This window comes from Stenotrophomonas sp. GL_101 (assembly GCF_057835675.1).
Map to the genome: position 1 here is coordinate 3,553,312 of NZ_CM174432.1, position 18,606 is coordinate 3,571,917.

An 18,606-nucleotide genomic window follows, 5' to 3' on the forward strand; every position below is an offset into this window, starting at 1 on the left:
GAGCTTTCGCGGAGCTCGCGTTCGAAGTGCACGCACGGTGCACGGTTCGAACCATCTTTCGGAAGACGCCACGGTCTCCGCAGGATTTGGCACCTACGCAGGTCGCTTGCGCGCCTGCGGGCTGCCCCGGCTTCAAAGGGCCTGTCCCTCTGCCGGTCTCGATGGTGGAGCCACGATGCCAGCCCTTTCGGCGCATGTCAATCCTTTCATCGGGATGAAGCGATATAGTTTTTTCTCATCAGGTGGGTTTGCTTTCCTGAACCGACCCGCTTGCGTACAGTCGTCGCCATCGTCACCGGATGCCTGCCATGCGCCGTCTGCTGCTGTTGACCCTGCTGCTGCCCCCGCTGGCGGTTTCTGCCGGCCCGCCCGCCAGCACGGCGGCGTGGCGCGCCGGCTGGGGCCTGGTGCCACAGGAAGCCCCGGCCCGGCAGGGCGGCCTGGCCGAGGACGACAGCGCCGCGGGCATCGCCTCGATCCACCTGGAGGGGGTCGACCACCGCTGGCAGGCACGGGTGGACAACCACCTGGCCGGGCCGGTGCAGATCACGCTGCGCCAGCCCCCCGGCGCGGTTGCAGTGCCGGGACTGCCGCTGCAGACCGTGCTGTCGGGCGCGGCCAGCGTGGTGGTGACCCGGTTGCAGCTGCCGGCCGATACCCCGCGCCTGGATGTATTGCTGGATGCGGTGCCCGGTGATCCGGACGCGCGCCCGCAGGACGTGGCCTACCAGCTGCCGTTCGATGGTGGCCAGGTGCACGTCAGCCAGGCACCACAGGGGCATTTCAGCCACACCGACGCCGAAAACCGCGACGCGATCGACTTCACCCTGCCCGAAGGTACCCCCGTCGTCGCCGCCCGCGCCGGCCGGGTGATGCAGTTCCAGCAGCGTTTCCAGGGCAATGGCCACGACCCGCTGCGCGACCGCGACCGCGACCGCGCCAACTTTATCCGGATCCTGCACGACGACGGCAGCATGGCGGTCTATGCACATCTGCAGGGCAACGGCGTGCAGGTCCGCCGCGGCCAGCGGGTGGAGGCCGGCCAGCGTATCGGCCTGTCAGGCAACACCGGCTTCAGCACCGCCCCGCACCTGCACTTCGTGGTGCAGGCCAATGCCGGCATGCAGTTGCGCTCGATCCCGGTCCGGATCGTCACCCCGCAGGGCCAGCTGCACTTTGCCCGCGAGGGCAGCGCTCAGGGCACGGCAGCCACGCCCTGAGCCGTCGCCCGCTATACTGGACGGCTCATCTCTTTCGAAAAGCGCCCCGGGCGGGCGCGTCCTGCCATGTCCGAAGTCGCTACCGAAGCTGCGCGCCGCCGTACCTTCGCCATCATTTCCCATCCTGACGCCGGCAAGACCACGCTGACCGAAAAGCTGTTGCTGTTCGGTGGTGCGATCCAGATGGCCGGCTCGGTCAAGGGCCGCAAGGCGGCCCGCCACGCCACCTCCGACTGGATGGCGCTGGAAAAGGAACGCGGCATCTCGGTCACCTCCTCGGTGATGCAGTTCCCCTACGAAGGCAAGATCGTCAACCTGCTCGACACCCCCGGCCACGCCGACTTCGGCGAGGACACCTACCGCGTGCTGACCGCGGTGGACTCGGCGCTGATGGTGATCGACGTGGCCAAGGGCGTGGAAGAGCGCACCATCAAGCTGATGGAAGTGTGCCGCCTGCGCGACACCCCGATCATGACCTTCATCAACAAGCTCGACCGCGAAGGCAAGGAGCCGATCGACCTGCTGGACGAGGTGGAAAGCGTGCTCGGCATCCAGTGCGCCCCGGTGACCTGGCCGATCGGCATGGGCCAGCGCCTGAAGGGCGTGGTCCACCTGATCAGCGGCGAAGTGCACCTGTACGAGCAGGGGCGCAACTTCACCCGCCAGGATTCGACCATCTTCCCGTCGATCAATGCGCCGGGACTGGCCGAGAAGATCGGCGAGCGCATGCTGGCCGACCTGCGCGACGAACTGGAACTGGTGCAGGGCGCCAGCCATCGGTTCGATGTGGAGGCCTACCTGGCCGGCAAGCAGACCCCGGTATTCTTCGGCTCGGGCGTGAACAACTTCGGCGTGCAGCCGCTGCTGGACTTCTTCATCGAACACGCGCCGTCGCCGCAGGCACGGGCCACGACGGGGCGGGTGATCGCGCCGCAGGAAAACAAGCTGACCGGCTTCGTGTTCAAGATCCAGGCCAACATGGACCCGCAGCACCGCGACCGCGTGGCGTTCATGCGGGTGTGTTCGGGCCGTTTCGCCGCGGGCATGAAGACCTTCCACGTGCGTACCGGCAAGGAGATGAAGCTGGCCAACGCGCTGACCTTCATGGCCAGCGACCGCGAGATCGCCGCCGAGGCCTGGCCGGGCGATGTGATCGGCATCCACAACCACGGCACGATTTCCATCGGTGACACGTTCACCGAAGGCGAGGCGGTGAGCTTCACCGGGATCCCGAACTTCGCCCCGGAACTGTTCCGCCGCGCGCGCCTGCGTGATCCGCTCAAGCTCAAGCAGCTGCAGAAGGGCCTGGCCCAGCTGTCCGAGGAAGGCGCCACGCAGTTCTTCCGCCCGCTGATGAGCAACGACCTGATCCTGGGGGCGGTGGGTGTGCTGCAGTTCGACGTGGCCGCCTACCGGCTGAAGGACGAGTACGGCGTGGAAGCCACGTTCGAGCCGGTCAGCGTGACCACGGCGCGCTGGGTAAGCTGCAGCAATGAGAAGAAGATGGAGGAGTTCCGCGAAAAGAACGCGGGCAATCTCAGCATCGATGCGGCGGGCCACCTGGTGTACCTGGCACCCACCCGGGTCAACCTGCAGTTGGCGCAGGAGCGTGCACCGGACGTGCGCTTTGCCGCCACGCGCGAAGCGGCACACAGCATTTCGGTGTCCTGAGCCACCGGCTGAACAGGCACGCGTGCATGCGTGCGCCATCGCGGCGATGATAGGGGGGAGCGGGCTCCCCCTCCCCGCGTCCCCTCATCGCCCATGACTACTGTCGCTTCCGTACGAGAAGAAATCGCCAGCGCCCTGACTCACGGTCTCGGCGCGGTCGCTGCATTGGCAGCCAGCGCGGTCCTGATCACCCTCGCCGCGATCTACGGCGACGCCTGGCAACTGGCCAGTGCGATCGTGTTCGGCGTGGCCTTGTTGCTGCTGTACACCGCCTCGACGCTGTACCACGCGATCCAGCACCCGGTCGCCAAGGGCCGGCTGAAAGTGTTCGACCACTGCGCGATCTACGTGCTGATCGCCGGCACCTATACGCCGTTCACGCTGATCGGTCTGCGCGGCGGCCCGTGGGGCTGGGGCATGTTCACCGCGATCTGGGCGCTGGCGTTGGCGGGGGTGATCTTCAAGTTGTTCTTCACCGGCCGTTTCAAGCTGCTGTCGACGATCATCTACATCGCGATGGGCTGGATGGTGATGGTGGCGATCAAGCCCATGTGGGCCTCCATCGACGGCTGGACGCTGGGCTGGCTGCTGGCCGGCGGGCTGTCCTACACGCTGGGCACCTACTTTTACCACCGCGAATCGATCCCGTACTCGCACGCGATCTGGCACCTGTTCGTGATCGGCGGCAGCGTCTGCCATTTCGTCGCGGTAACAGCGCAGATTCTTTAACGGCTGACGTCAACGTCAAGTTCAACATCAACGGCCGGATGCCGGGATGTGGCTGACTGGGTCGGTGTGGGTGGGTAGGCGGGACACGCCGTAAACCCATCCTTGGGGGCTCGTGGTCCGCATCCATGCGGCCCAACGGTCCCGCCTACCCACCCACACCGACCCCTGACAAATCTGCGGCGCTCAGGCTAAAAGCGGTAGCGCGGCAAGTCGGTAGAGCAGGCCTCGGCCGTTTTTTGGGAAGGAGGATGCCGACCGGAGGTCGGCACCAAGCGAGAGCCAAGGACCAAAGCGCGCCTCGCCCGATACCCAACACCCAACTTCCGAATCCCGAATCCCGGCACAAGATCAGCATCAGCCACGCATGGCTCGGCTCTACGCTGCATTTTGCTGGCGCACCGGGAATCTGTCGGGGCGTGGCGCGGGTGGGTTCACGGGACCGTTGGGCGCCATGGATGGCGCTCACGAGCTTACATGGGTGAAGGCGTGCGCTTGCGAGGCACTGCCTCGCGCACGACTGAACGCCGCGCCGCCATGCGGCGTGGCCGGGCCCCGGAGGGGGACTTGCAGCGTGTCCCGGGAACCCACCCGCGCCGCGCCAACCAGCGCACCCGCAGCCTAAAGAGCCGTTGCGGTTGCGGTTGCGGTTGCGGTTGCGGTTGCCTTGATCTTGATCTTGATCTTGATCCAAAGCTTCTAGAAAAAGAAAAACACCCCCACCCTGACACCATCCTTACCAATGCTTCGCGCAGCCTGCACGATGTACAGGCAAGGATGGAGTACGTGAATACCGTCGATTCCCCGACTTCCTCCCCTGCCCCGCGCCGCTGGCAGTGGCCTCGTCCCGGCAAGCGCGGACAGCGCTGGCTTGCGATCCTGGTGTTCGTGTTCGCCGCCATCCTGCTGCTCATCGCGCTGTGGGACTGGAACTGGTTCAAAGGCCCCGTCGAACGCGCCGTGCAGGCAAAGACCGGCCGCCAATTCCATATCAACGGCGACCTTGATGTCGACCTGGGCCGCACCACCACCGTGCGGGCAGACCGTCTCACCTTCGCCAACGCCGACTGGGCCACCACCCCGCAGATGGCCAGCGCCGACCGCGCCGAAATCGCCGTCCGCGTCTGGCCACTCCTGCATGGCCAGGTCCACCTCCCCGAAGTGCGCCTCACCCGCCCCGACCTCCTGCTGGAAACCGGCCCCGGCAAAGATACCCCCGGCAACTGGGACTTCCTTGGCCCGTCCACCGGCAACCCACCGCAGCTGCAGCGCCTGCTCATCGACGATGGCCGCCTGCAGTTCCTCGACGCCGCCGGCCGCACCGACGTCCGGGTAACGCTCAACAGCGGCAAGCCGCGCACCGACGACAGTGCCCCGCCGCTGCTGGTCACGGGCAAGGGCCGCTGGAAAGGCAACCCGTTCACGCTGGACGGCAACACCGAGTCGCCCCTGGAACTCACCAACAGCGATCATCCCTTCCGCATCCACCTGGACGGGCGTGCCGGCAACACCCACGCCATCGCCAGCGGCACCCTGACCAATCCCTTCGCGCTGCGGGTGTTCAACCTTGAATTGATGCTCAGCGGCCAGGACATGGAAGATCTCTTCCCGCTGATCGGCGTGGCCATGCCCTCCACCCCGCCGTATCGGCTGAAGGGCCGGCTCAAGCGCGACAACGCTACCTGGCGCTACGAGAATTTCACCGGCAGCGCCGGCGACAGCGATCTCGGCGGCACCGCGCAGATCGACGTCGGCGGGCAACGCCCCTTCCTCAAGGCCGACCTGGTCTCCCGGCGCCTGGATTTCGACGACCTTGCCGGCTTCATCGGCGCCCCGCCGGCAACCGGTGCCGGCGAATCGGCCAACCCGGAACAGAAGGCCCTTGCCGCCACTCTGGCCGCGCGTGCCAAGGTCCTTCCCGATACCCCGTACAACCTCGGCAAGCTGCGCGCGATGGACGCCGACGTACGCTGGAAAGCACACCGCATCAACTCGCCCACGTTGCCGCTGGACGACATGGACGCGCACCTCAAACTGGATGCTGGCGTGCTGCGGCTGGAGCCGCTCAACTTCGGCGTCGCCGGCGGCGACATCCGCAGCACCGTGCGCATGGACGCCCGCAAGGACACCATCGCCACCCACCTGCAGGCCAGCATCCGCAAGGTCCAGCTGGGCAGGTTGATGCCCGATTCCAAGCTGGCCGAACAGGCCTCTGGCGGCATCAGCGGCGACGTCACCCTGACCGGCAGCGGCAACTCCATCGCGGCCATGCTGGGCAGTTCCGACGGCAATGTCGCCGTCGGCATCGGCCGCGGCCATGTCGGCAACCTGGTCATGGAACTGGCCGGACTGGATGTGGCCGAATCGCTGAAATTCCTGTTCACCGGCGACAAGCAGATCCCGTTGCGCTGCGCTTTCGGTGACTTCGGTGTCGACAACGGCGTGATGACCTCACGCGCGCTGGCCTTCGACACCACCGATACCCTGATCATCGGTGAAGGTACCGTCGACCTCAAACAGGAACAGCTGGACCTGCTGCTGCGCCCGCGCCCCAAGGACATCAGCATCCTCGCCCTGCGCTCGCCGCTGCGCATCGGTGGTACGTTCAAGGACCCCTCGTTCCGCCCGGACTTCAAGGCACTCGGCATCCGCGGCGCGATCGCGCTGACCTTGGGCAGCATCGCTCCGCCGGCCGCGCTGCTGGCCACCATCGAGACCGGCCCGGGCAAGGACACCGATTGCGGCGGTCGCTACGCCAGGTGAGCGTACCGACCAACGGTCGACACGCCGCCTAGCCCGCCACGATGTACTGCTGCAGCTGATCCAGTTTCTGCGCCTGCTCGTCGATCACCGATTTCACCAGATCGCCGATCGAGATCACCCCGATCACGCTGCCGGCGTCGACTACCGGCAGATGCCGGATGCGGAAATCGGTCACCAGCTGCAGGCAGTGTTCGACCTGTTCGCCCGGTGCCACCGTCACTACCTTCGCCGTCATGATGTCGCTGACCCGCGTGGTCCGCGAGGAACGCTCGTGCAAGACGATTTTGCGCGCGTAGTCACGTTCGGAGAGGATCCCGACCAGTTGCCGGCCCTCCATCACCAACACCGCGCCGATGCCCTTCTCGGCCATCAGCCGGATCGCGTCGATCACCGCCGCGTCTGGCGTTACCGCGAAAACCTCAGGGGACTTGCCTTCCAACAGCTGCCGTACCGTGGTCATCTCGTTGCTCTCCACCGATGGGATGCAGGCTTGAGTCTGCCACGAACGGCGCATGCCACGTGTCAACCAGGTACAGCGGCCGCTGCTTGGACTCCTCGTACAGCCGGCCCAGGTATTCGCCGATCAGGCCCAGCGCGATCAGCTGCACGCCGCCCAGGAACAGGATCACCGCCATCATCGTCGGCCAGCCCGCCACCTGGTCCCCGTACACCGCCGCCTTGCCCACCACCCACACCGCAAACACGAAGGCGAAACTTGCCGTCGCCAGCCCCAGGTAGGTGGCCGCCCGCAGCGGCGCGGTCGAAAAACCGGTCACCCCCTCCAGCGCGAAGTTCCACAGCTTCCACAGCCCGAAGTTGCTGCCCCCCGCCATCCGCGCGTGACGGTGGTAGGGCAGCGCCTTGCGACGGAACCCCACCCAGCCAAACAGCCCCTTCATGAATCGATGGCGTTCGCGCAGCTGCCCCAACGCCACCAGCGCACGCGGCGACAACAGGCGGAAGTCACCCGTGTCGGCCGGAATCGGGGTCTTGGACAAGCGCCCGATCACCCGGTAGAACGCCGCCGCCGTGCTGCGCTTGAGCCAGCTTTCGCCATCCCGTACCCGGCGCGTGCCGTACACGTTGTCGTACCCCTGCCGCCACAGCGCGACGAACTCGGGAATCAGCTCCGGCGGATCCTGGCCATCGGCATCGAGGATCATCACCGCCCCGTCCTCGACGAAGTCCAGGCCCGCCGTCAGCGCCGCCTCCTTGCCGAAATTGCGCGACAGCCGCAGCAGCCCCACGCGGGGGTCGGCGTCGGCCAGCGCCTGCATCACCGCCCAGGTCGCATCGGTGCTGCCGTCATCGACATACAGCACCCGCCCATCGATATCCTGCATCCCGTCCAGTACCGCCCCCAGCCGCGGATGCAGCAGGGGCAGCGCCAAGGCTTCATTGTGTGCCGAGATGACCAGGGTCAGGCGTTCGGCAGTCATCAGTCTTCTCCCAGGTAGGCGTTGCCACCCAACTGCCGCGCCTGGCGCTGGATCCATGCCGCCCGGCGCTGCACGTACGGCCCCGGCCTGGCCGCGTTGTAGCGGCGCGGCGCCGGCAATACCGCGGCCAGCCGCGCGCTTTCGGCCGGTGCCAGCCGCGCCGCGTCCTTGCCCCAGTACTGGCGGGCGGCCGCCTGCGCGCCGTAGATCCCGTCGCCGAACTCGGCGATGTTGGCGTACATCTCCAGGATCCTGGATTTTGGCCACATCGCCTCGATCAGCACCGTGTACCAGACCTCCAGGCCCTTGCGGACCCAGCTGCGGCCCTGCCACAGGAACAGGTTCTTGGCGACCTGCTGGCTGATCGTGCTGGCCCCGCGCAGGCGCCCGCCGCGAGCATTGTGGTCACGCGCCTTCTCGATCGCCTGCAGGTCGAAGCCATTGTGCTGCGGAAACCGCTGGTCTTCGGCGGCCACCAGCGAAATCGGCAGGCTTGGCGCCATCTGGTCCAGGTCGCGCCAGTGGTAGTGCAGCCGGTAGTCCCACTCCCCCTGGCCCAGCGCCTCGCCATAGCGCCACAGCATCACCGTGGAGATCGGCGGGTCGACGAAGCGCAGCACGCCCACCTGCAGCACGCTGACCCCCACGAACACCACCGGCAGCCACAACAGGCGTTTCCAGCGCCAGCGCTGCCGGCGCGGTGGTTCCAAGCCCGGCTCGGCCTTGAGGTTGCTGCGCTCTGCCCCCATTAGTGGTGCATCCTTTGCTTGCACGGTTGTCGGCGCATTATCCGGCAACAGCCCCTCTTTAAGCGCAGCCACCGACCCGATGACCGCCCAATCCGACACCCTTGTCCGTTTTCTGCTTCCCGATGCCGGCGTCCGCGGCGTGCATGTGCACCTCGATGAGACCTGGCAGGAGATCCTTTCGCACGCCGTCTACCCACCCGCCGCTGCCGAACTGCTCGGCGAGGCCAGCGTGGCCTCGGCGCTGTTCACCGGCCACACCAAGGTCGACGGGCGCCTGTCGATCCAACTGCGCAGCAACACCGCGATGCGCACGCTGTTCGCCGAATGCACTGCTGCCGGTACCTTGCGTGGCATCGTGCAGCTGGCCGATGGCGGTGGCGACGCGCCGCGTGAGCTGACCGCACTGGGCGAGGACGCCTTGCTGGCCATCACCATCGAGAACCCCGGCCTGGACCCGCGCGAACCGCAGCGCTACCAGAGCCTGGTCGAGCTGACCGCCGCGGGCCTGGATGAAGCCTTCGAAGACTATTTCCGCCAATCCGAACAGCTGCCCACGCGCCTGCTGCTGGCCGCCGATGGCACGCGTGCCGCCGGCCTGTTGCTGCAGAAGCTGCCCGGCGACGAGGGCGACGATGACGGCTGGTCACGCGCCAGTGCGCTGTTTGAGACGCTCGGCAAGCAGGAACTGCTGGCGGTGGCCGGCAACGAACTGCTGCACCGTCTGTTCCATGAAGAAAAACCGGCCCTGCTCGGCGAACGTCCGCTGCGCTTTGCCTGCTCCTGCTCGCGCGAGCGGGTGCAGGGGATGCTGGAGTCGCTGGGCGAGGACGAAGCCGCCGCCGCGGCCGAGCCGACCGGGGCGGTGGAAGTCCGTTGCGAATTCTGCGGACAGGAGTATCACTTTCCCTTGACGGAACTGACCATACTGTTCAGGGACGCCGCGCTTTCCTCACCGGCACCTGAACGACTTCAGTAATCGTCGCGCGAGTTTTGTTCTGGGGAGAACGAAGACTTGTTAAGAATTCATAAACACCCTAGGATCAATGTCCCGCTTCGGCGGGAACTTGCGCTCATCACCGCTGTCTGAGAGTTCCCATGCGTTCCCTTCTGCGTCTACCGCTGGCCCTTGTGATCGCCCTCGCCGCGATCACGGGCGCGCATGCGCAGTCCAAGCCGCGCCAGGACAGCACCGTGCTGCCGGTGTGGAACAAGGGTAGCGGCAAGGTCGAAGCGCTGTTGTATCTGGAACCGACCGGCGAACAGGCCGTCGGTGCCCGCTGGCACTTTGGCCGCAGCTCACTGGACGCGGCCTTCGGGCTGTCCTCCGGTGATTCGCTGGGCCTGCTCTGCAACAGCAGCCGCGGCACCAGCATCAGCGGCCTGGCCAGTCATTGCATGCTGGCCAGCCTGGGCGATGACGACGACACCGCGCTCAGTCGCCGGGTCACCGGCACCGCCGCATTCAATCGTCCCGGCGGGCGCCTGGGCATCACTGCCGGCACCGGCCGCGACACCCTGCCGGCGTGGCTGGCCGGCCCGAACAAATCACCGGCGCTGCGTGCCGAACAGAATGACCTGACCGTGTTCGGCCAGAAGAACATCGGCCGCGAAGGCTTCGTATCGATCGGCGGCACCTACGCCAGGGCCCGGCTGGTACCGCTGACCGATGCCTCCCCGGCCATCGTCGACCGCTGGGACAGCAAGAGCCTCACCATTGGGGCCGGCTACGGCAATTTCAGCGGCAACATCATCGGCCGCGTGGTCGATGTGCCCGGCCAGCCCGGCAAGTGGGAGGGCCTCGGCGTCGGCCTGACCTGGCGCACCCCCTGGAGCGGCCAGCTCACCGTTGGCGCTGAAAACGTGGTCACCCGTGGCAAGAACCCGTTTGCCCCGCGCAACGAGAGCACCGACGAAGGCACCGTGCCTTACGTCCGTTACGAACAGGATCTCTGACCCGGTCTGCGCCGCCTGGCGCGATGGGCAATGACTGAAAGGCGCGCCGGCAGGTGCGCCTTTTTCGTTTGTGGCCCTTTGTAACGCTCGGCAGCCGGGGCCGGGACGCCATCGCGGGCGCATCCAGAGGCAACGCTTCTCACAATCCAGCATATTGCGTCAAGTCCCGGCGGCCGCGCAGGACACGCGCAGGACACCCTTTGATACAAAACGTGACAAATCAATTGCAACTATTTTCTTCACTCGGGCTTAACCAACGGGACAGCCAGGTCGAATCGGCGCTGTAAGCCGTTTATTTCTAACGACTTTGCCGAATTTCACCCAAATCACACCAAACATTAACGCTACTTTAATTCTCTCCAAACGGCAGTTACTATCGAGTCAGCCTTGTGGTCCTTGGTGCCGTCTTTGGCACCGCCGCGGGCACACACCCCAGTGAATACCCAAGATTCCCTTGGAGAGAGAGAGCAATGAACTTCAATTCCAACAAGCTGCGTGATGCGGTTGTCCTCGCACTGGTTGCGACGGCCGCTACCGCAACCGCGCAAGCCCAGGAATCGGCCTCGCCGACCAACCTGGATCGTATCGAAGTCACCGGTTCGCGTATCCGCCAGGTCGATACCGAAACCGCCCAGCCGGTGCTCAGCATCAGCCGCGCCTCGATCGAAAAGAGTGGCTTCAAGACCGTCGCCGACGTCCTGCAGAACATCTCCGCAGCCGGCAGCCCGGCCATCAGCCGCTCCGAACCGCTGTCGTCCGGTGAAATGGTCGGTGGCTTCTACATCGACCTGCGCAACATCGGTACCCAGCGCACCCTGATCCTGGTCGATGGCAAGCGCCTCGGCGCCAGCGTCAGCGGCTACCAGGACGTATCCCAGATCCCCTCGGTGATCGTCGAACGCATCGACGTGCTGAAGGACGGCGCATCCTCGGTCTACGGTTCGGACGCAATGGCCGGCGTGGTGAACATCATCACCCGCAAGAACTTCGAAGGCCTGGAAGCCAACGTTTACACCGGCCAGTACGGTGAAGGCGACGGCGAGAAGACCAGCTACGATTTCGTGGCCGGCTTCACCGGTGACCGCGGCTCGATCACCATCGGTTCCGAGTACTCCGAAGAAAAGGGAATCTGGGCAAAGGATCGTTGGTTCAGCAAATACGCTCGTACCGATCGCCATCCGGAAACCGCTTCGAACTGGACGACCGTCAGCCAATGGGGCTCGGTGCGCCGTCTGTCCGGCGGTCCGTCGCTGTCCCTCAACCGTGGCGGCAACCCGTACGACGCGAATGACTACCACGTCACCGACGCGACCCCGATCACCGGTGACGTGAGCAACTCGAACGAGCAGATGCAGTTGCTCACCCCGACCGAGCGTCGCAGTGTCTTCACCAACATCCAGTACGACCTGACTGACAAGGTCCGTTTCACTGGCGACTTGCTGTACACGCGTCGTGAGTCGCAGGCCCAGGTCGCAGGTTATCCGCTGCAGTCCGCTGCGTTTGCAGGCCTCGGCTCGCTGTTGTCGGCAGACAGCCATTACAACCCCTTCGGTGAGGACATGTCCTATGTCCGCCGTGGCTGGGAAGTGCCGCGACTGTCGACCAACCAGCTGACCACCTTCCGCTTCAGCGGTGGCCTGCAGGGCTCGTTCCAGTTCAATGACAAGTTCTTCGACTGGGAAGTGGGTTACCTCTACCAGAACTCCGAGAACCTGCAGAAGCAGACGGGTAATTACAACGTGCTGGCTGCCAACCAGGCCACCGGCGCATCGTTCTACAACGACGCTACCGGTCGCGTGGAATGCGGCTCGGCTGCCGGCCTCGTTGATGGCACCAATCCGAGCTACGGCCCGGGTCCGGGCGGCTGCGTGCCGTGGAACCCGGCGATTCCGTATGGCCGCACCGGTGATGGTGGCCTGACCGGCAACTCGGACCTTCAGCAGTTCCTGTTCCCGACCACGCACAACAGTGGCGAGACCACCATGAAGAGCTACTACGCGAACCTCGCGGGTAGCCTGTTCACTCTGCCGGCCGGCGATCTGGGCTTTGCAGTGGGTTACGAGTACCGCGAAGAGCAGGGCAGCTTCAATCCCGATGCTCTCTCGCAGTCGGGCTATTCCACTGACTTGGCGGCCGGTCCGACTTCGGGCAAGTTTGACGTCAACGAGTTCTACCTGGAATTGAACGTGCCGATCCTGGCCGATCTGCCGGGCGCCAAGGAACTGAGCCTGAGCGCGGCTACCCGTTACTCGGACTACAGCACCTTCGGCAACACCACCAACAGCAAGTTCGGCCTGAAGTGGAAGCCGATCGATCAGCTGCTGGTGCGTGCCACCTGGGCCGAGGGCTTCCGCGCCCCGACCATCGCCGATCTCTACGGCGGCAGCTCGCAGTCGTTCGAGTACTTCACCGATCCCTGCGATACCGTGTACGGTTCGGCGGCGACGAATGCCGGTACGGCCGCTCGCTGCGCCGGGGATATCGCCAATGCCGCGACCTTCCGCCAGCTGCGCCAGGGCTTCGTGCCGACGGAAGGTCCGGATGAGCAGAGCCCGGTGCCGTTCACCTCCGGCTCGACTCCGACCCTGACTCCGGAAACCTCAACGTCCAAGACGGTCGGTCTGGTATGGAGCCCGACGTTCGCCCAGGGCCTGAACGTGAGCCTGGACTGGTGGAGCATCAAGATCGAGAACACGATCGTCGCCGATACACCGGATGCCCAGCTGAACGATTGCTACGTCCAGGGCGTGGCCGAGCGCTGCAACAGCTTCACCCGTGACCCGACGCTGGGCTACGTCAACAACATGCTGTATGGCGGTCGTAATGCAGGCTACCTGAAGACGGAAGGTTACGATTTCGACGTTTCCTACCGTTACGAAACCGACACTTGGGGTTCGTTCAACTTCAACCTGCAGAACACCTACGTCACCGAGAACGTCAACAAGTCCACCAACGCTGCCGACGAAATCGAAGCTATCGACAATGGGTTCGCGGACAGCACCGGTTCCTATTTCCGCCTGCGCTCGAACCTGACCGTCGGCTGGGAACTGGGTGACTTCGGCATCACGTGGGGCACGCGCTACTACTCCAGCGTCAAGGAACGTTGCGTCTACCTTGAGACCGAGTGCACCTACCCTGATTTCGGCTCGTCTGACCCGAACCGCGACTTTGCGATGAACAAGCGCGGCGCCACCACCTTCCACGACGTCCAGTTCTCCTGGAACGCCCCGTGGAATGCCACCGTCGGCATCGGTGCACGCAACGTGTTCAACCACTACGGTCCGCAGATGTACTCCAACCCGAACTCGCAGTTCGCCTACTACGGCGGCTACGACATCGGTCGTTACATCTACATGCAGTACAAGCAGAAGTTCTGATCGATCCATTGATCAATATCTGATGCAACAACGGCCCCGCAAGGGGCCGTTGTTTTTTGTGCGGGGGGCGTACGTACGGTACGCGCCCACGAAAAAGGCCGCGTCTCCGCGGCCTTTCGCTGTTCTACGTCGCCCCCACTCAACCGAGCGGAATCAACGTCTCGATCACATGCTCCACATAGGCCTCGAAGTCCTCGCGGGCCTGCTTGGGCTGCTGCAGCTGCAACGACAGCTGCAGGAAACCGACATAGGCCGCATAGGCCAGCCGCGCACGGTGCTGGGCATCGGTGCGGCTCAGCCCGGCCTGGCGGAACGAGGCCACCAGGTACTCCAGCCGGCGATGCGATACGCGGTCGATGACCGGCCGTACCATCGGGTGGTCCAGCGCCTTGAGCAGTTCGCTGTAGATGATGTGCGGCTGCACTTCATGGGCCACCACCTGGAACAGCTGGCGCAGGCGCACGCGCGGGTCCGGGACATCTTCCAGGCTGCCGAAGACCTGTTCCTGCTCGAACAGTTCCCAGCGCTCCAACGCGGCCTGCAGCAACGCATCGCGAGAGGGGAAATGCCAGTAGAAACTGCCCTTGGTCACGCCCAGGCGGCGTGCCAGCGGCTCCACCGCGACGGCCCCTACACCTTGTTCGGCAATCAGGTCCAGGGCGGCCTGGGCCCAGTCTTCCGCGCTCAGGCGGCTGTTGCGGCCGGCACGTGGCTCGCCGGCGGAAGCTTCAGGTTCATTCATGCTGTTGATTTAACCATACGCCGGGGTCCGTGTCCGCCACGGGGCTCGCCAGACCCTGCGCTACTGCCCGCGGCGTTGCTGCGGCGCGCGCGCTTCTGCCCGCGCCACCCCCCGGCTCCATACCCCAAAGTATTGACATGCCCCCACGCAGGTCCATACTAACGAGTATGGTCATCCCTTCTTCTACCCTGCCCCGCTTTGACGATGAGCGACTGACCGGCGCGCACGACGCCGTGCTGGCCGCTACCCGTTCCACGCCAGGCCGCCGCGGTACGGTGTTGTTCGCGCATGGCTTCGGCCAGACCCGGCACGCCTGGACCGCCACCGCCCAGACCCTGGCCGCCGCCGGCTACCAGACCCTGGCCTACGACGCGCGCGGCCACGGCGATTCGGACTGGAACCACGCCGATCTGGCCTACCACGGCGAACAATTCGCCGATGACCTGATCGTGCTGGCCGGCGAACAACCGCAGCCGCCGATCCTGGTCGCCGCCTCGATGGGCGGGCTGTTCGGCCTGCTCGCCGAATCGCGCTGGCCGGGCCTGTTCTCGGCGATGGTGCTGGTGGATATCACCCCGCGTTGGGATACCGCCGGGGTTGAACGCATCCTCATGTTCATGACCGCCCACCCCGACGGCTTCGCCTCGCTGTCGCAGGCCGCCGACGTGATTTCAGCCTACATGCCACATCGCCCGCGCAAATCCGAGGACGCGCTGCGCGCGCTGCTGCGCGAAGACGGCCACGGACGCTGGCGCTGGCATTGGGACCCGCGCCTGGTGGCCGAACTGGCCCGCGACAGCGAACAGCACCAGGACGCCCTGGCCGAGGCCGCACGCCAGGTGAAATGCCCGGTGCTGCTGGTCAGCGGCGGGCGCAGCACGCTGGTCACCCCACAGACGGTGGCCGAATTCCTCGCGTTGGTGCCGCATACGCGGCATGTGCAGCTGCCGGAGGCCACGCATATGGTCGCCGGCGATGACAACAACGCCTTTACCGCTACTGTGTTGGACTATCTGGACGTGTTGCCCTCGGCCTCCGCCGTGGCACAGTCCGCCACTACCGAGCACGTCACCGGAGCACGCTCATGAGCATTGTCGTTCCCTTCCTGGCCATCCTGCTGGCGGGCGCCATCGTCGCCTACCACCGGGCCCGGCTGATCACCTGGACGATCATCAGCGTTGCGCTGCTGGCCGCCTGCTGGTTCATTCCCTACGTCAACCAGACCGCCACGATTGTCGCCGCCGCCCTGGTCGCGGTCATCGCCGTGCCGCTGCTGCTGCCCTTCATCCGCAAGCCGCTGCTGACCGCGCCGATGATGAAGGTGTTCCGCAAGGTGCTGCCGCCGCTGTCGCAGACCGAACGCATCGCACTGGAAACCGGCTCGGTCGGGTTTGAAGGCCAGCTGTTCACCGGCGACCCGGACTGGAACATCCTGCTGAACTACCCCAAGCCGCAGCTCACCGCCGAGGAACAGGCCTTCCTGGATGGCCCGGTCGAAGAGCTGTGCAAGATGGTCAACGACTGGGAAATCACCCACGTCTACGCTGACCTGCCGCCGGAACTGTGGGCCTTCATCAAGAAGAACCGCTTCTTCGGCATGATCATTCCCAAGGAATATGGCGGTCTTGGTTTCAGCGCGCTGGCCCACCACAAGGTGATCCAGAAGCTGGCCTCGGTGTCGAGCGTGGTCAGCTCTACCGTGGGCGTGCCCAACTCGCTGGGCCCGGGCGAACTGCTCAACCATTACGGCACCCAGGCACAGAAGGACCAGTACCTGCCGCGTCTGGCCGATGGCCGTGAAGTGCCGTGTTTCGGCCTGACCGGGCCGTTCGCCGGTTCCGATGCCACCTCGATTCCCGATTACGGCATCGTCTGCAAGGGCGAGTGGAACGGCGAGCAGGTGCTCGGCGTCAAGCTCACCTTCGACAAGCGCTACATCACCCTGGCCCCGGTGGCCACGCTGATCGGCCTGGCGTTCCGCATGTACGACCCGGACGCGCTGATCGGCAGCACCCGCGATATCGGCATCACCCTGGCACTGCTGCCGCGTGACACCGCCGGCGTGGAAATCGGCCGTCGCCATTTCCCGCTCAACTCGACCTTCCAGAACGGCCCGATCCGCGGCAAGGACGTGTTCATCCCGCTGACCCAGCTGATCGGCGGCGCCGAGAAGGCCGGCAAGGGCTGGAACATGCTCAACGAGTGCCTGGCCGTGGGCCGCTCGATCACCCTGCCCTCCACCGCCAGCGGCGGTGCCAAGGCCGGCGCGGTGGTCACCGGTGCCTACGCGCGCATCCGCAAGCAGTTCGGCCTGTCGGTCGGCCGCTTCGAAGGCGTGGAAGAGGCCTTGGCGCGCATCGGCGGCAAGGCCTATGCGATCAGTGCGCTGTGCCAGGCCACCGCCGCGGCGGTGGATCGCGGCGACGTGCCGTCGGTACCCTCGGCGATTGCCAAGTACCACTGCACCACCATGAGCCGTGAAGTGATCTCGGACATGATGGATGTGATCGGCGGCAAGGGCATCATCCTGGGGCCGCGCAACTTCGCCGGCCGCAGCTGGCAGGCCGCGCCGATCGCCATCACGGTGGAAGGCGCCAACATCATGACCCGCAGCCTGCTGATCTTCGGCCAGGGCGCAATCCTGTGCCACCCGTGGGTGCTGCAGGAAATGAAGGCCGCGCAGGATCCGGACACCAAGGCCGGCCTGCAGGCGTTCGACCGCAGCCTGTTCGGGCACATCCGCTTTGGCATCTCCAACGCCGTGCGCTCGTTCTGGTTCGGCCTGACCGGCGCGCGCGTGGGTGCCGCCCCGGGCGATGCCTACACCCGCCGCTACTTCCGCAAGCTGGACCGCTACTCGGCCAACCTGGCGCTGATGGCCGACATCTCGATGATGACCCTCGGCGGTAAGTTGAAGTTCAAGGAATCGCTGTCCGGTCGCCTCGGCGATGTGCTGAGCCATGTCTACATGACCAGCGCCATGCTCAAGCGTTACCACGACGAAGGCGCACCGGTGGCCGACCAGCCGCTGCTGGCGTGGGCCTTCCATGACAGCGTGCATAAGATCGAAGAGTCGCTGTCGGCGGCGCTGCGCAACTTCCCGGTGCGTCCGATCGGCTGGCTGATGTGGCTGCTGATCTTCCCGTTCGGCCGTCGCGCCGAAGCCCCCGGCGACCGCCTGGGCCACCGCGTTGCCGCGCTGCTGATGGCGCCCAACGAAGCCCGCGACCGCCTCGCCAGTGGCGTGTTCCTGACCCCGTGCGAGAACAACCCGGGCGGCCGCATCAACAGCTACCTGTCCAAGGCGATCATGGCCGAGCCGGTCGAGCGCAAGTTCATCAAGGCGGTCAAGACCAAGGGCATCGAAGCGCTGGACTTCACCACCCAGCTGGACGAAGCCGTGGCCGAAGGAGTGATCACCCAGGACGAGCGCACCTTGTTGGAAGAGCTGCGCACGCTGACCCTGGAAACCATCACCGTGGACGACTTCGACACCGAAGAGCTGCGCTCGGCCGGTTACTACAAGCGCCAGCACAAGGACGCCCAGTCCGAAGCGGCGTGATAGTGGCAGCCACGTAAACGACAACGGCGGACTTCGGTCCGCCGTTTTTTTTGAGTTCTTCTCCCTTATGTGGAGAGGGGCACGATGCGAGGACGGAAGCTGTGAGCGGACCCGTCTTTTTTGTGCATTTGCGCGCGCGTCCGGGGCCGCTTGGCTTGCGGTAAGCGAAAAGCGGTATCCACGCATGGCGTGGATCTGCGGCCGCCGGCAGCCACCGATACCCCTGCGTACGAATGGCCTGCGGCGATCAGCGTCACCACCAACGGTGGTGACCTACCTCCGCAGGGGAACCGGCACCCACGGGCAGCAAACGCTCGCAGCCCACAGCAAACATCGAAGCGCGCATCCGCGTCCCGCAAGCCAAGCCCCTTGGCGGCCCCGACGCTCGCGGCATGCCCGAGCGA

Annotated in this window: 13 protein-coding genes and 1 riboswitch; of the genes, 9 read left to right on the forward strand and 4 right to left on the reverse strand. The window is 65.5% G+C overall.

What is annotated here, in order from left to right; all coding sequences use genetic code 11:
* Nucleotides 1–48 precede the first annotated feature (48 nt).
* Nucleotides 49–168: riboswitch (SAM riboswitch) on the reverse strand.
* Nucleotides 169–308: 140 nt separating this feature from the next.
* The 4 genes from AC3IR9_RS15720 to AC3IR9_RS15735 all read left to right on the forward strand — a co-directional run bounded on the left by AC3IR9_RS15720 (nt 309) and on the right by AC3IR9_RS15735 (nt 6,380).
* The gene (locus AC3IR9_RS15720; RefSeq protein ID WP_489291850.1) at nt 309–1,220 is read left to right on the forward strand and encodes a M23 family metallopeptidase; all 912 of its coding nucleotides are present in this window, start codon (nt 309–311) and stop codon (nt 1,218–1,220) included.
* Nucleotides 1,221–1,286: 66 nt separating this feature from the next.
* The gene (locus tag AC3IR9_RS15725; protein WP_489291852.1) at nt 1,287–2,891 is read left to right on the forward strand and encodes a peptide chain release factor 3; all 1,605 of its coding nucleotides are present in this window, start codon (nt 1,287–1,289) and stop codon (nt 2,889–2,891) included.
* 93 nt (nt 2,892–2,984) lie between these two features.
* The gene (gene trhA, locus AC3IR9_RS15730; RefSeq protein WP_489291854.1) at nt 2,985–3,620 is read left to right on the forward strand and encodes a PAQR family membrane homeostasis protein TrhA; all 636 of its coding nucleotides are present in this window, start codon (nt 2,985–2,987) and stop codon (nt 3,618–3,620) included.
* Nucleotides 3,621–4,394: 774 nt separating this feature from the next.
* Nucleotides 4,395–6,380 (forward strand): AsmA family protein, encoded by a 1,986-nt coding sequence (locus AC3IR9_RS15735; RefSeq protein WP_489291855.1) that lies wholly within the window; start codon nt 4,395–4,397, stop codon nt 6,378–6,380.
* Nucleotides 6,381–6,408: 28 nt separating this feature from the next.
* On the opposite strand, the gene AC3IR9_RS15740 is transcribed toward AC3IR9_RS15735, so the two are convergent.
* Genes AC3IR9_RS15740 through mtgA form a run of 3 tightly spaced genes read right to left on the reverse strand, consistent with a single transcriptional unit; the run spans nt 6,409 to nt 8,568 of the window.
* Nucleotides 6,409–6,840 carry a CBS domain-containing protein gene (locus AC3IR9_RS15740; protein ID WP_489291856.1) on the reverse strand — a complete coding sequence of 144 codons (432 nt, stop codon included), beginning with the start codon at nt 6,838–6,840 and terminating at the stop codon, nt 6,409–6,411.
* Nucleotides 6,800–7,819: a glycosyltransferase family 2 protein gene (locus tag AC3IR9_RS15745; RefSeq protein ID WP_489291857.1), complete on the reverse strand. Its 1,020-nt coding sequence runs from the start codon at nt 7,817–7,819 to the stop codon at nt 6,800–6,802. Before AC3IR9_RS15745 ends, AC3IR9_RS15740 begins: the two co-directional genes overlap by 41 nt.
* Nucleotides 7,819–8,568 (reverse strand): monofunctional biosynthetic peptidoglycan transglycosylase, encoded by a 750-nt coding sequence (mtgA, locus tag AC3IR9_RS15750; RefSeq protein ID WP_489291858.1) that lies wholly within the window; start codon nt 8,566–8,568, stop codon nt 7,819–7,821. Before mtgA ends, AC3IR9_RS15745 begins: the two co-directional genes overlap by 1 nt.
* 79 nt (nt 8,569–8,647) lie before the next feature.
* On the opposite strand from mtgA, the gene hslO reads away from it, so the two are divergent.
* From hslO to AC3IR9_RS15765, 3 genes are all read left to right on the forward strand, one after another.
* Nucleotides 8,648–9,544: an Hsp33 family molecular chaperone HslO gene (hslO, locus tag AC3IR9_RS15755; RefSeq protein WP_489291859.1), complete on the forward strand. Its 897-nt coding sequence runs from the start codon at nt 8,648–8,650 to the stop codon at nt 9,542–9,544.
* Nucleotides 9,545–9,663: 119 nt separating this feature from the next.
* Nucleotides 9,664–10,521 carry an XOO1806 family protein gene (locus AC3IR9_RS15760; RefSeq protein WP_489291860.1) on the forward strand — a complete coding sequence of 286 codons (858 nt, stop codon included), beginning with the start codon at nt 9,664–9,666 and terminating at the stop codon, nt 10,519–10,521.
* A gap of 470 nt (nt 10,522–10,991) precedes the next feature.
* Nucleotides 10,992–13,898: a TonB-dependent receptor plug domain-containing protein gene (locus AC3IR9_RS15765; protein WP_489291861.1), complete on the forward strand. Its 2,907-nt coding sequence runs from the start codon at nt 10,992–10,994 to the stop codon at nt 13,896–13,898.
* 139 nt (nt 13,899–14,037) lie between these two features.
* Here the strand turns inward: AC3IR9_RS15765 and AC3IR9_RS15770 are convergent, their stop codons facing one another.
* Nucleotides 14,038–14,640: a TetR/AcrR family transcriptional regulator gene (locus AC3IR9_RS15770; protein ID WP_489291862.1), complete on the reverse strand. Its 603-nt coding sequence runs from the start codon at nt 14,638–14,640 to the stop codon at nt 14,038–14,040.
* Nucleotides 14,641–14,807: 167 nt separating this feature from the next.
* Here AC3IR9_RS15770 and AC3IR9_RS15775 point away from each other — a divergent pair, with 167 nt between their 5' ends.
* Nucleotides 14,808–15,728: an alpha/beta fold hydrolase gene (locus AC3IR9_RS15775; RefSeq protein ID WP_489291864.1), complete on the forward strand. Its 921-nt coding sequence runs from the start codon at nt 14,808–14,810 to the stop codon at nt 15,726–15,728.
* Complete coding sequence (locus AC3IR9_RS15780; protein WP_489291865.1) at nt 15,725–18,202, forward strand: acyl-CoA dehydrogenase; 2,478 nt, start codon at nt 15,725–15,727, stop codon at nt 18,200–18,202. The genes AC3IR9_RS15775 and AC3IR9_RS15780 overlap by 4 nt, the downstream gene beginning before the upstream one ends.
* Nucleotides 18,203–18,606: the final 404 nt, after the last annotated feature.

What these genes read in the sequence shown, in the direction of transcription:
- AC3IR9_RS15720 (WP_489291850.1), top strand. Translation starts at nt 309, where the DNA reads ATGCGCCGTCTGCTGCTGTTGACCCTGCTGCTGCCCCCGCTGGCGGTT.
- AC3IR9_RS15725 (WP_489291852.1), top strand. Translation starts at nt 1,287, where the DNA reads ATGTCCGAAGTCGCTACCGAAGCTGCGCGCCGCCGTACCTTCGCCATC.
- trhA (WP_489291854.1), top strand. Translation starts at nt 2,985, where the DNA reads ATGACTACTGTCGCTTCCGTACGAGAAGAAATCGCCAGCGCCCTGACT.
- AC3IR9_RS15735 (WP_489291855.1), top strand. Translation starts at nt 4,395, where the DNA reads ATGGAGTACGTGAATACCGTCGATTCCCCGACTTCCTCCCCTGCCCCG.
- AC3IR9_RS15740 (WP_489291856.1), bottom strand. Translation starts at nt 6,840, where the DNA reads ATGACCACGGTACGGCAGCTGTTGGAAGGCAAGTCCCCTGAGGTTTTC.
- AC3IR9_RS15745 (WP_489291857.1), bottom strand. Translation starts at nt 7,819, where the DNA reads ATGACTGCCGAACGCCTGACCCTGGTCATCTCGGCACACAATGAAGCC.
- mtgA (WP_489291858.1), bottom strand. Translation starts at nt 8,568, where the DNA reads ATGGGGGCAGAGCGCAGCAACCTCAAGGCCGAGCCGGGCTTGGAACCA.
- hslO (WP_489291859.1), top strand. Translation starts at nt 8,648, where the DNA reads ATGACCGCCCAATCCGACACCCTTGTCCGTTTTCTGCTTCCCGATGCC.
- AC3IR9_RS15760 (WP_489291860.1), top strand. Translation starts at nt 9,664, where the DNA reads ATGCGTTCCCTTCTGCGTCTACCGCTGGCCCTTGTGATCGCCCTCGCC.
- AC3IR9_RS15765 (WP_489291861.1), top strand. Translation starts at nt 10,992, where the DNA reads ATGAACTTCAATTCCAACAAGCTGCGTGATGCGGTTGTCCTCGCACTG.
- AC3IR9_RS15770 (WP_489291862.1), bottom strand. Translation starts at nt 14,640, where the DNA reads ATGAATGAACCTGAAGCTTCCGCCGGCGAGCCACGTGCCGGCCGCAAC.
- AC3IR9_RS15775 (WP_489291864.1), top strand. Translation starts at nt 14,808, where the DNA reads ATGGTCATCCCTTCTTCTACCCTGCCCCGCTTTGACGATGAGCGACTG.
- AC3IR9_RS15780 (WP_489291865.1), top strand. Translation starts at nt 15,725, where the DNA reads ATGAGCATTGTCGTTCCCTTCCTGGCCATCCTGCTGGCGGGCGCCATC.